This is a genomic window from Paenibacillus sp. JJ-100 (assembly GCF_948329825.1).
Classification (GTDB): Bacteria; Bacillota; Bacilli; order Paenibacillales; family Paenibacillaceae; genus Paenibacillus.
This window is the reverse complement of the sequence record NZ_CAOJCM010000005.1, coordinates 95,436-108,219: the sequence shown is the minus strand read 5'-3', so window position 1 is coordinate 108,219 and position 12,784 is coordinate 95,436. Positions and strand designations below refer to the sequence as shown.

At 47.3% G+C, this 12,784-nt stretch carries 11 protein-coding genes; 10 read left to right on the top strand and 1 reads right to left on the bottom strand.

Going from position 1 to position 12,784, the window contains the following annotated elements; translation table 11 throughout:
- Positions 1 to 203 precede the first annotated feature (203 nt).
- The 6 genes from PQG66_RS18670 to PQG66_RS18645 all read left to right on the top strand — a co-directional run bounded on the left by PQG66_RS18670 (position 204) and on the right by PQG66_RS18645 (position 4,954).
- Complete coding sequence (locus tag PQG66_RS18670) at positions 204 to 431, top strand: helix-turn-helix domain-containing protein (RefSeq protein WP_090919235.1); 228 nt, start codon at positions 204 to 206, stop codon at positions 429 to 431.
- Between the two features lie 502 nt (positions 432 to 933).
- Positions 934 to 1,797, top strand: a complete 864-nt coding sequence (locus tag PQG66_RS18665) for a MurR/RpiR family transcriptional regulator (protein ID WP_272039305.1) — start codon at positions 934 to 936, stop codon at positions 1,795 to 1,797.
- Between the two features lie 3 nt (positions 1,798 to 1,800).
- Positions 1,801 to 2,529: a glucosamine-6-phosphate deaminase gene (gene nagB / locus PQG66_RS18660; RefSeq protein WP_272039303.1), complete on the top strand. Its 729-nt coding sequence runs from the start codon at positions 1,801 to 1,803 to the stop codon at positions 2,527 to 2,529.
- Positions 2,526 to 3,740 (top strand): N-acetylglucosamine-6-phosphate deacetylase, encoded by a 1,215-nt coding sequence (nagA, locus tag PQG66_RS18655; protein ID WP_272039302.1) that lies wholly within the window; start codon positions 2,526 to 2,528, stop codon positions 3,738 to 3,740. Before nagB ends, nagA begins: the two co-directional genes overlap by 4 nt.
- A gap of 75 nt (positions 3,741 to 3,815) precedes the next feature.
- Positions 3,816 to 4,187: a hypothetical protein gene (locus PQG66_RS18650; RefSeq protein ID WP_272039300.1), complete on the top strand. Its 372-nt coding sequence runs from the start codon at positions 3,816 to 3,818 to the stop codon at positions 4,185 to 4,187.
- A 575-nt stretch (positions 4,188 to 4,762) separates the two neighbouring features.
- Entirely contained in the window at positions 4,763 to 4,954 is a 192-nt protein-coding gene (locus PQG66_RS18645) for a hypothetical protein (RefSeq protein ID WP_272039299.1), read from the top strand.
- Here PQG66_RS18645 and PQG66_RS18640 read toward each other — a convergent pair.
- Positions 4,951 to 6,309 (bottom strand): dipeptidase, encoded by a 1,359-nt coding sequence (locus PQG66_RS18640; RefSeq protein WP_272039298.1) that lies wholly within the window; start codon positions 6,307 to 6,309, stop codon positions 4,951 to 4,953. The genes PQG66_RS18645 and PQG66_RS18640 overlap by 4 nt on opposite strands.
- A gap of 166 nt (positions 6,310 to 6,475) precedes the next feature.
- On the opposite strand from PQG66_RS18640, the gene PQG66_RS18635 reads away from it, so the two are divergent.
- From PQG66_RS18635 to PQG66_RS18620, 4 genes are all read left to right on the top strand, one after another.
- The gene (locus PQG66_RS18635) at positions 6,476 to 9,004 is read left to right on the top strand and encodes an AraC family transcriptional regulator (RefSeq protein WP_272039297.1); all 2,529 of its coding nucleotides are present in this window, start codon (positions 6,476 to 6,478) and stop codon (positions 9,002 to 9,004) included.
- Positions 9,005 to 9,333: 329 nt separating this feature from the next.
- Positions 9,334 to 10,323 carry an ABC transporter permease gene (locus PQG66_RS18630; protein ID WP_272039296.1) on the top strand — a complete coding sequence of 330 codons (990 nt, stop codon included), beginning with the start codon at positions 9,334 to 9,336 and terminating at the stop codon, positions 10,321 to 10,323.
- Between the two features lie 93 nt (positions 10,324 to 10,416).
- On the top strand, positions 10,417 to 11,244 hold the full coding sequence (locus tag PQG66_RS18625; protein WP_272039507.1) for a carbohydrate ABC transporter permease: 828 nt from the start codon (positions 10,417 to 10,419) through the stop codon (positions 11,242 to 11,244).
- A gap of 27 nt (positions 11,245 to 11,271) precedes the next feature.
- Positions 11,272 to 12,774 (top strand): extracellular solute-binding protein, encoded by a 1,503-nt coding sequence (locus tag PQG66_RS18620; protein ID WP_272039506.1) that lies wholly within the window; start codon positions 11,272 to 11,274, stop codon positions 12,772 to 12,774.
- The last annotated feature ends 10 nt before the right edge of the window (positions 12,775 to 12,784 follow it).

Here is a 12,784-nt window from a genome sequence, read left to right as displayed (position 1 = left end):
AAGTAATTGTGAATATGCCTTTGTCAGTGGAGATCCTTCTACGGCAAAGGCATATTTGTTATAACCGTGGACAAGACAGAATCGAAAGGCAGCCCATTTTTCTTTTAAAACTGAACCAACGCCCTTGACCTTACATAAGATGAGTTGACTGTATCCCCTTAACCTTGTTACACCAACACAACCCGAGCAAGGAGGGGTGAACATTGAAGGGTATCGATCATCATAAAAGTAAATTTTTGTTGACCCACCGTGAACGCGAAGTATTCGAATTACTGGTTCAGGACAAAACAACGCGTGACATCGCAGGGCAGTTATTCATCAGCGAGAAAACGGTGCGTAACCATATCTCCAATGTGATGCAGAAACTCAATGTTAAGGGTCGTTCGCAGGCAGTTGTAGAGCTAATCAAGCTCGGAGAACTGAAGATTTAGTTGCGAACCACAGTTAAACAGACAACACAAAAGCCTTTCTCTATCCTTCCGTATGAAGCATGGAGAAAGGCTTTTATGTTTGTGAAAAACTCCAATTTATGATCTCCTTTTAGTATCAAATGCAGTAGACTACAACTTTTGTGTCATATTTCTTTATGATCAATAATTGCAATTTTCATCAATTTGGTATAAAATATATTTTTTATATTAAATGTAATAAAAATGGCTTATATTAAAATGTAATACTTTTTTGTTATAATGTGAATTTATATTTATGCCCTCGTTTCCATTCAAGAAGGCATAACTAATGTCTACTGTGTCCAGTGGTTGGGCGTAATCTGAATCTGAATAGGTCTGTTTTAGTACACATTATGGCTCATAGCAGCTCAAGCGAAAATCCACTTGCTTTACTAGAGGATCTTGGCTACAATAAAGGCGTGAAAATTATTTTCTTTAGAATTGGATGATTATCAAAAAAAAATTTCACTCCAAAGAGGTGTCTATGACAGCCATATTACATGCGCTGCAACAAGAATTGGACCATTTGCCGTCACAAGAACGACGCATTGCCGAAGTGATTTTACAATCGCCGTCTGACGTGCCAAGAATGACGATTAACAAATTGGCAGAACAGAGCGGGACGAGCACGGCGACAGTGACCCGTTTTTGCAAATCATTCCATTTCAAAGGATTTCCTGACCTCAAAATGAAACTCGCCGCCGAGTTGTCGCATTCACCGAACGACATGGCCTATCAGGATATAGTCGCAGGCAACTCGTTATCCAAAATCGTTGAAGCCATCGAAGCGAATCATATCGCTTCCATTGCAGATACTACACGTTTACTGGATTTAGGCAGGCTGGAACGAACGGTGCAGCTATTATGTCAGGCCAGCCGTATTGATCTGTACGGTGTTGCTACCTCATCCATCGTAACACAGGATTTCTATCAGAAGCTGGTGCGAATCGGTAAAAGCTGTACCGCATTTTCCGATTCACATATGCAGATTACATCTGCTTCTTCACTGAGGCACGGAGATGTGGCAATGGCCGTATCCTACTCAGGTGAAACTCCGGAGACAATCGATGCCTTGACTTGTGCGAAACAAGCCGGAGCTTCCACCATCTCGCTGACTTCTTACGGTAGTAACACCCTGGCGTCAGTGTCGGATATTCCACTTTTTACTTCCTCTCTTGAAGAGGGGATGCGGCGCGGGGACATGGCTTCACGTCTTGCGCTACTGCATGTGATTGATATTTTGTTCACAGGTATGTTAAGTGCGGACTTTAATCAATTTATCCCTAAGCTAGAGCAGTCGTATCACAATGTACAGTCCTATCGTTACCATTACTTCGGAGGTGCTTAACAGATGAATATTCATATTTTTGAAAATGAAGAAGACTTGAACATGACAGGTGCAGGCCTGATCGCCAGTTTGCTGCAAACGAAACCTCGTGCAGTCCTTGGACTTGCCACAGGAAGTTCACCTGTAGGTATTTATAAACAATTAATTACAATGCATCAAAAAGGTCTGGTTAGCTTTGCTCAGGCTCATTCTTTTAACCTGGATGAGTATGTAGGTTTGCCTACAAAGCATCGTGAGAGTTATCGCAGTTTCATGAATGAGCAGTTATTCAATCACATTGATATCGATCTGTCTCGGACGAATGTGCCGAATGGAGAGGCGTCAGACTTGGCAGCAGAATGTGCGGATTACGAGCGGCGTCTGGAGGATCTGGGGCCTGTGGATCTGCAGATCCTAGGGATCGGTCATAATGGCCATATCGCTTTTAATGAACCGGCAACGGAATTGACGGCAATCACTCATGTGGTAGACCTGAAGGAAGAGACAAGACAGGCCAATGCCCGTTTTTTTGACAGCATCGATGAAGTTCCAACGCAAGCGATTACGATGGGAGTGGGTTCGATTTTAAAAGCGAAACAGATCCTGCTCATTGCTCGTGGAGAGGAAAAAGCGGAGATTATCCGTGAAGCATTCATGGGTCCGATCACAACATCCTGTCCAGCATCGCTGCTACAGTGTCATCCGAATGTGGTTGTTTTGCTGGATCGTGCGGCAGGGAGCCTGGTTCGATGAACGAAGCCAACCCTATGAATAGTAGCGGTGAATTGGAAAAAAAGGTAACCTTGCTCCGCGGCAGACTGCTTCTTGCGAATGAATTGCTGGAAGACGGTCTGATCGCTTGGCGCGCGGGGAAAATTGTATATGCCGGCATATCGGAAGGTCTACCTGAACTGATTCGCCGAGAAGCGAGGTCACTTCCTGCCAAGAGGGCGGGCCTGATTGTGCCTGGCTTTATTGACATCCATGTACATGGTGGCAACGGAGAAGATTTCATGGATGCCAGTCCAGAAGTGCTGGACAAGATCACCTCTTTTCATAGTTCACAGGGAACAACGGCGATGCTGGCAACGTCAATGACGGCTCCGAAGGAGCGTCTGGATCATGTTCTGGCAGAAGTAGACCGCTACCGTTCCGGGGACATGCCATATGCCCAGCTTGAGGGTGTGCATTTGGAAGGACCTTTTTTCAGTCCGAAGTGGCCTGGTGCGCAAAATCCGGATCACATCGTGCTCCCGAATGTCAGCTGGCTACAGGAATGGGAGAAACAGTACCCTGGCCTTATTCGTCAAGTAACGTTGGCGCCGGAACGTGAAGGCGCGCTGGAGGTCATCTCCTGGCTCCGAGAGCAGCGGATTACAGCCGCCCTTGGCCACACAGATTCTACCTATGAGGATGTGCAGCGTGCAGTAGAATACGGACTGCATCATGCGGTGCATATGTTTAATGCGATGACACCGCTGCATCATCGTAATCCGGGAACAGCGGGAGCTGTGCTGAGTGATCCTCGCATCAGTGCTGAAATTATTGCAGATGGTATACATGTGCATCCAGCCGCAATTTCAATCCTTGCTCAAGTGAAACAAGGAAATGATCAGCTTGTGCTGATTACGGATGCGATGGCAGCAGCCGGGCTAGACGACGGTGAATATAAAATCGGAGACCTGCCCGTGATCGTCAAGAACGGCGAGGCTCGTTTGAAGGAAGGCGGGGCTTTGGCTGGAAGTACCTTGACCATGGTTCGCGGCTTCAGGTATCTCGTACAGGAAGTAGGGCTGAGTCTGGTAGCAGCTTCAAGGGCAGCCAGTCTGACGCCTGCACGCCTACTTGGTATAGATCACCGCACAGGTTCACTCGCGAAAGGGAAGCAGGCAGATATTGTTTTGCTGAACGAGAACTTGGACATTGATACGGTATGGGTGAAGGGTAGAAAAATCGGCGTTTGAGAGGAAATGCAGTGAACAATATGTTAAAATAGATCTCAAAAAATGAGATCTTCGGATCATTACGGAGGCATGAACATGGAACGTAAAGCCATGCTGGAACATGATCCGTTTATCCCCGTGCTTGCGGAGAAACTGCACATTCACGGATATTATGCTTTTTATGGCGAGCATTACAATGAGACGGATATGGAGCAGTACCGCAAACATTTGTTCACTACGTTTAACAACATCCTATGGATCGAGCTCGATGTACGCAAAAAATACATGATTGTGGACCATCGTGGACGCAATACGGTCATGAAGCTCATTGAAGGTATGATGAATACGCGCAGAACGTTGCGAGCTAACTTGGCCATGGCAGGCACAGATACCAGAGACGTAGATCTGGAAATTACACATTTCTCCAAACTGGTGCACATGCTGAAATTCACGACATTCCGTCCGTAAAGTTGTACTCAACGAAGAGGCCTTTTAGGCCTCTTTGTTCGTTTGATTCAAACCTTATATGCCTCTGGGAGATGACAACGTCATTCCGAGAACCAACTAGAAGGTCGCCAGTTAGGCGATTTTGTAGTTTATATATTTTGTTCGCGTAGGAACTAGAATTCCTGTACAAACGAAAATATAAAAAAACGATGACCGTGTAGGCCATCGTTTTTTTAATTTTTTTACACTATTGAAGCGAGCAATAACAGCGATCGGAAGAACAATTCGCCACCGGAACGTCCACACACGCGCCCCACATTCCGTTTTTCTTATTGCACTACCTCCCAAAAAGGTAGGCTTCATCTTTAAAATGAACAACGGGAGCGTTAACGTAGTGGAGGAGGCGAAATCGATTCTGGAGAAGCGTAGCGCTCGCCTTTATTGCCGGATTTCATCCTTGAAACAAGGGAATTCAATGAAATCTGGCAATAACAGCGATCGGAAGAACGATTCGCCACCAGAACGTCCACACACGCGCCCCTCATTCCATTTTTCTTATTGCACTACCTCCCAAAAAGGTAGGCTTCATCTTTAAAATGAACAACGGGAGCGCTAACGTAGTGGAGGAGGCGAAATCGATTCTGGAGAAGCGTAGCGCTCGCCTTTATTGCCGGATTTCTTCCTTGGAACAAGGGAATTCAATGAAATCTGGCAATAACAGCGATCGGAAGAACGATTCGCCACCGGAACGTCCACACACGCGCCCCACATTCCGTTTTAACCGTTAAGCCAAGCTTTTCATAAACTCCACTACGGTCAGCAACCCTTTATCGAAGTTCTCCAAGTTGAAATGTTCATTCGGAGCATGCAGATTCTCGTCGGGCAGACCAAAGCCCATCAAAACCGCAGGTACGCCCAGCACACGGGAAAGCTTCTCTACGATCGGAATGGAGCCGCCATCCTTGGTGAAAAGAGCGCGCACGCCATATACTTTTTCATAGGCATCTGCAGCTTTTTGCAGGATTGGGTCAGATGGATCGGTATTGAACGCAAAAGCTTTCTCGATCTGTTTGATCTGTAATGTCGCACCTGGCTGTACATGTGCACGCAGATGAGCTTCAATGGAATCGAGTACATGCTGCGGATCTTGATTTGCGACCAGACGGCACGTAATTTTGGCGTGAGCTTCTTTGGGAATAACCGTTTTACTGCCTTCGCCCTGGAAGCCGCCCCATACACCATTTAGCTCCAGTGTCGGACGAGCGCCTACTCGTTCTACGAAGGAATATCCTTCTTCGCCATATAATTGTTCTAGTCCGAGATCTTGACGAAGCTGTTCTTCATTGAAGCCTTGCTTCACGAACTCTTCTCTCATCTCCGGGGACAAGGGTAGAACACCGTCATAGAACCCATCCACACTCACGCGACCTTGGTCATCATGTAGTGAAGCCAAGAGGGAAACAAGGGTGTGAAGTGCATTCGGTACACCACCGCCGAAGGAGCCTGAGTGCAAGTCGGTGTTGGCGGTGAACAGGTCCACATGCATGGAACAAAGGCCGCGCAGGCCCGTGGAGATGGCCGGTTTTCCTTTTTCCAGAAGGGATGTATCCGAGATGAGCACCATGTCCGCCCGCAATTTGTCCGTATTGTCGTTCAGGTAGATTGGTAAGTTCGGGCTGGAGATCTCCTCTTCACCTTCGATACAGAATTTCACGTTAATAGGCAACTCTTTATTTTCAGCAAGCAGCGCTTCAACGGCTTTGATATGTATAAAAATTTGCCCCTTATCATCCGTCGCACCCCGGGCATACAATTTGCCGTCACGAATCGTTGGTTCAAAAGGAGGTGTCTCCCATAGGTTCAGCGGATCAACAGGTTGTACATCGTAGTGTCCGTAGATCAGGGCGGTCGGTTTACCCGGAGCATGCAGATGATCTCCATATACAATAGGATGACCAGCCGTTTGGATAACTTCTACATTTTCCATCCCTGCACGTATGAGTGCATCGGCTGCCCATTGTGCTGCACGATTAACATCTACTTTATGTTCAGAAATGGCAGAAATACTTGGAATGGATAACCATTCTTTCAGTTCTGCCAGATGTTTGTCCCGGTTTTGCTCCAAATATGCTTGTTCTTTCATCTAAAAGGCCTCCTTCAAATCTGCTTTCAGTCTATTGTAATCCATTTTGTCATGTTAATAAAACATTGGTTAAAAAAATGACCATCTGAAACGTGTTCAATAAAAAGAGAATTGTGCGTATAATACAGAAAACGGATGTTATCCATTTTTTCTCAGTGAAGATTGGATGATCATAACGATAGTAAATAGAAGACAGGCATGCGGCGTACAACTTTACTTAACTATTGAACAGGGAGTTGAAGAATACTTCATGACCGTCAGACTCAAGGATTGGCCTGAATGGCGAATGACAAGGCACAAGGGCCGTTTCTACCGAAACAGCTTGATACTCATTCTTTTGATCGTCAGTATTCCTGGATTGATTACGGGTATCGTGATGTACCAGCTGGTCGTTGGACGGATGGAAAATGAATTTAATCGCATGCATCAGAGCCAGATTGAGAACCGTGCCAGAAATGTGGACGACCAGCTCGCTTACCTAGAGATGAACTTATCTCATTGGGCATTTGAACCCAGGTTTGGCAATGCGCTGCGGAATCTGGATTTTATTTATTATTTTAAGGAAACGCAGGAGATCGTAACGACATTGTATGTACTGCAGGGCTCTCATCCGTTAATACAATCCGTACAACTGTATCTGGAGGAACCCGAGCCAATTCTGTTTGACCGCGAGTATACCGAATTGACAGACAGCTCGCTTCCAGCAGCTTATCAACGTTATCTGACCATGGGCAACCATGTCTATTGGACGGATTGGCGACCCGGCAGCAAGAAAGAGACAAACACAGGAGTAGCGGCTTATCAAGATAAGGGCCTAAATACAGATCAAGAGCAGTCTTTAATCAAAGACCAAGAGAAATCTCTGAATACGGCTCAGAGAAATCCACTGGTGCTCGTTCATAAAATACCCGGGGAAAGCATTCACCCGTTTGGTGCTCTGATCGTCACCTTGGATAATGAAAAAATTTCGAGTTTGTTGAAAACGCTTACTCCATATGATGATGGGGTAACCTTCCTGATGGATGAAAGAGGGCGTACACTCACATCAGGCGATTCGGGCAATAACAGGCCGCATGCTGCTTTTGAACAACAGCTCAAAGAAGAGATGAACCTTCACAAGGACAGTCGTTCCTTTCTATTTCGTTATGAGAATCAGACCTACTCTGTTTCGTACGGGACGTTGGATCGGATTGATTCGGCATGGACCTATGTTTCGGCTGCACCTTTGGATGCGGTCACGTCTCCCGTCAAGCTAGTGTCCCAGATCATCGTGGCTGCCAGTGCGGGCAGTCTTATACTGGGGCTGCTTCTGTCCTGGTTCGCCTCACGTCAGATATATTCCCCGGTTGCCCGTATGTTGCATCTGCTTATGCCTGTGCGAAGTGACAGGGATAGCGACCAAGAAACCGTGGGGACCAAGTGGGATGAGTTCGAACTGTTGGAGCAGCAGTGGCACGAGCTGACGTCGCGGAGTGTATCGGCACATCGCCAGCTGCAGGAGCAGCTTCCGCATCTGCGGAACAGCTTCATGTTACAGCTTATCCAGGGACATATGTATGCTTATAGCGAAGAGGATCTGCACCAGCGAATGTCTCATCTGGGCTTTGAACTGGAAGACAAGCAGTTTCTGCTGGTACAGATGTATTTTACGGGATATGACCAGTTGCAGGGTCGATTCGGGAGTCAGGATAAGGGGTTAGTAACCTTTGCCGCAGTGAATATCATTCAGGAGGTTGCGAGAGCGTATTTCAGTCAGGTCAGTGTGATGAATTTTCACAACCTCTCTTCGGCGATGCTGATTATCGCTCCTGCGTCTGAATCGATCAAAGCCCAGACCCTCGTATGGGCAGAGGAACTGGTAGACGTCATTGCGCGCACACTAAAATTGAAGGTGACATTGATGGTCAGCAGGCCCGTGAATGCGCTGCTGGAATTGCCCGGACAGCTTGTGGAGATGGAGCAGGCCGCAGCATACCGCCGCGTAGAAGAGGGTAGTCAGATTCTCGATCTGGAGGATGAGCAGTGTTTTCGTAACGATGAGGGCGCTTCATATCCGCTGGGGCTGGAACGTGAGATCATTCAGGCGCTGCGGCTGGTGAATCTATCTGAGGCGGAGCAAGCGCTTATAACCTTTATGTCTGAGATTACGGGTGCGGGACGCACTGAATTTCAGGTCCATCAGATGATGATGCAATTACTTGGTAGTGTCCAACATATGATGCTGCAGACAGGGGTTACACCTTATACATTGTTTGGTGGTAGCAACATGTATGAACAATTGTCTGCGATCCGCGAGCCGGCACAGATGCGGGAGTGGATGGTTCAGGATGTTTTTTTACCATATATACAAGAGATGCACTCACGCTCCCAAGAGCCGTTGAAACAAGTTGTTGAGCGCACGATGAGATATATCGAACAGCATTATGCAAGCGATGTTTCATTGGAAATCTGTGCAGACATCGAGCAGATGACCCCATACGCTTTAAGCAAAGCCTTCAAACAAGTGTCAGGAAGTAACTTTATTGATTATGTCACACGTATTCGCATGGATGCAGCCAAACAACTGCTGCGTGAAACAACCATGCGGATCAACGATGTCGCGGCAGCGGTTGGATACCAACATAGTTACTTTAATCGTATTTTCAAAAAACAGGAGGGCATCACCCCATCCCAGTACCGGGAGCAATGGTTTTAAAGGGGAGAGGTTCAATGAGAAGTGCTTATTAGCGGAAGGATGTCAGGATATAGCTGCTTTATTCCTCGCCGGATATCTGCGTGACGCAGATACCGGTTTTTCATCTTTTCTTACTCAAAACAAAGAAAGAGAAATCGGCAAAAAAGTGCAATGCGTTCCGTTATAAAATGTGCAAGCTACCCCCAAAATGGCGCTATAGCGGGTTTTATCAACAGTTATACAGTCACAGCAAAAAATGAAGGTTGCCTGCAAATCGCTTGCTGTATAGTCTGATTACCAGAACTTTGATAACGCTTACAATTTAAATCACAGACACAAGGGGGGGAACCATGAACGGGAACATGAACAGACATGAAGCTGGTCAGGCAGCGATCGCTACTCAGGCGGACGTCACCTTACAAAAGGTGAAACGAGAGTCCAACTGGAAGAGGCAAATTAAACGAAACAAATGGTTATATGTGCTTGTGCTTCCCGGTTTTTTGTATTTTGTGATCTTCAAATATTTACCGATGTGGGGTATCGTCATTGCCTTTCAGGATTATCAGCCCTTCCTTGGCATTCGTCAGAGCGAGTGGGTCGGGATGGAGAACTTCACCAATTTTTTCTCTAACCCGGATTTCTTTCGCTTGCTTCGCAACACACTGCTTCTGGCACTATATGATCTGATTTTCTTTTTCCCGGCACCAATCATTATTGCCCTGTTATTAAATGAAATTCGCGTGACCTTCTTCAAAAGAACCATTCAGACGCTGGTCTATGTGCCCCATTTCGTATCCATGGTGATTATTGCAAGCATCACTTATGTGTTTCTCACCCCGCAGGGCGGTGTGCTCTATGATCTGATCGCCTGGATTACAGGCCAGCCTGTCGATGTGCTCTCCAGCCCGGGCTCATTCCGGCCTCTGATTATCATTCAAATGATGTGGAAGGAGATGGGCTGGGGCACGATCATTTTCCTGGCAGCTCTTGCAGGTGTCGATACGGAGCAGTACGAGGCTTCCATTGTGGACGGAGCAGGACGGCTGCGGCGTATGTGGCATGTTACACTTCCTGCGATCCGTACGACGATTGTCATTTTGCTGATTTTGCGGCTGGGCAACTTTTTGGATACCGGGTTCGAACAGATTTACCTGATGACCAATTCGTTGAACCGTGATGTGGCTGATGTATTCGATACGTATGTATACACCGTGGGCATTACCCAAGGTGCATTCAGTTACAGTACGGCTGTTGGGCTGTTTAAATCGGTGGTGGGCATCATTCTAGTGCTCGGCAGCAATAAACTGGCGAAAAAGTTCGGTCATCCAGGCATTTATTGATAGTGTCAAAATCATCTGGAAGGAGGAACGCCTGTGAACAGCCGTTTATACAACAGCTCTGCCGGTAAGGTATTTGATGTGTTCAACTATGTCATGCTGGGCCTTCTGGGTATCTTAACTGTGCTTCCTTTCTTGTATATTATAGGGAATTCGTTTGCCACGGAGGCTGAAATTACAGAACGAAGCTTTTTTCTGATCCCGAAGGTGTTCTCCTTCAGTGCTTATGAGTATATTTTTTCGTCCTCTACTATATTTCGCAGCATTGGTGTATCCGTGTTCATTACCGTCGCAGGTACACTGGTGAATTTGTTTTTCACACTTACGATGGCTTATCCGCTGTCCAGAAGTGACTTTTGGGGCCGTAATGTGCTGATGAATATGGTCATTTTCTCCATGCTATTTGGCGGCGGCATGATTCCAACGTACCTTGTCATTCGCGGATTGGGGCTGCTCGATTCGTACTGGGCCTTGATGCTTCCTGGCGCAATTAGCGCTTTTAATTTGATTGTTGTCAAAAACTTTTTTCAACAAATGCCGCCCGGGCTGGAGGAAGCGGCCCGTATCGACGGCTGTTCGGATCTGGGTGTCCTGTGGCGGATCGTGTTGCCGCTGTCCAAACCGGTCATTGCTACCTTTGCCCTGTTCTACGCTGTAGGCCATTGGAACAATTTCTTCTCGGCGCTGTTGTACATTTCGGACAGTGAGAAATGGCCGTTGCAGGTCATGCTGCGACAGATTGTACTGTTATCTCAGGCTAGCGTTGGTGATATGGCGAATATGGACCCGAACTTTGTGCAGCCGCCCGAGCAGTCCATCAAAATGGCGGTAATCGTTGTAGGCACCATCCCTATTTTGCTGGTATATCCGTTTTTGCAGAAGCATTTTGCTAAAGGGGTCATGTTAGGTTCTATCAAAGGTTAAAACCAAGGGGGAGAACGTATGGTACACATGAACGCGTTGAAAAAAGGGGCTTGGCTGCTCTCAGCATCACTCGTACTCGGCACCGTTTTGGGAGCATGCTCCACTGAATCCAAGGAAGGATCAGGAACATCGGGAGCAGGCACGAAGCAACAGTTTACCGTTATGCTGCCAAACTTTGAAGCGGAGAATCCGCCAGCGAACAGCCCGGTAATTCAGAAGCTGGAGGAGCTCACTCAAGTCGATGTTGATCTCCAGTGGGTGCCAAGCAGTTCCTATGAGGATAAATTCAACATTACTCTGGCATCGGGCAAGCTTCCTCAGATTATGGTAGTGCTGGGCAAGTCGCCTAGCTTCATTAATGCGGCCCGGACAGGGGCATTCTGGGAACTTGACGCGTATTTGAAGGATTATCCGAACCTGAGCAAGATGAATGAGATCATCCAGAACAATGCTTCCATTGATGGCAAAACATACGGCATCTACCGGGCACGTGCATTGGGGCGCAACGGTGTGACGATTCGAAGTGATTGGTTGGAAAAGCTGGGGCTGCAGGAACCCAAAACCATTGAAGAGTTCTACAATGTGCTCAGAGCGTTTACGAAGGATGACCCGGATGGAAACGGTAAAGACGACACCTATGGTCTGGTCGCGAGCAAATTTACTGGCCCGTGGGATAATATGCAGATTTGGTTCGGAGCTCCGAACAAGTGGGGCGATGACGGGAAGGGCGGTCTGATCCCTGCACATGAGACCCCGGAGTATATGGAGGCACTGAAATTTTTCAGACAAATCTATAGCGAAGGTCTGGTCAACAAGGACTTTGCCGTGATGGACCCGACGAAGCTGCCTGATCCGTTTGTGAACGGGAAAGCGGGTGTCATGGTGGATGTAGCGGATAATGCACAGCGTATGGATCAGAAGATTTTGGAGAAGGACCCGAACGCAACAGGACGCGTAGATGTGCTGCAGGCGATGGAGGGGCCCAAGGGGCTGCGGGATATGCCAACTTCGGGGTATTCGGGTATGATTGCGATCTCCAAAAGCAGTGTCAAAACCGAAGAAGAGCTCAAGAAGGTGCTGCATTTCCTGGATCAATTGAACGAGCCTGAATTGCAGGCTTTGCTGGGGAACGGTATTGAGGGCAAGCAGTATGAGAAAAAAGGAGATTATGTGCTTCCAACAACCGACAAGCTCGCACTGCGGGATGTACAAGGGCTGAATCAGATGCTGATGTTCATTCCTGAGGACAAAACGCTTCGCGTCGAGCCAACCCCTGTCCGGGAGAAGGTGGCACAGGTACAGAAAGCCAATGAGCAGATCGTTGTCGCTAATCCAGGCGAGCCGCTGATCTCGGATATATATGCTCAGAAAGGACCGCAGCTGGACAATATCATTAATGATGCCCGGATCAAATATATTGTAGGACAGATCGATGAAAAAGGATTTGCAGATGCGGTGGCTTTATGGAAAAGCAGCGGTGGAGACGAGTATGTGAAGGAAATGAATGAGCTGTACGCTGCCTTGAAATGAAGAATGAGCT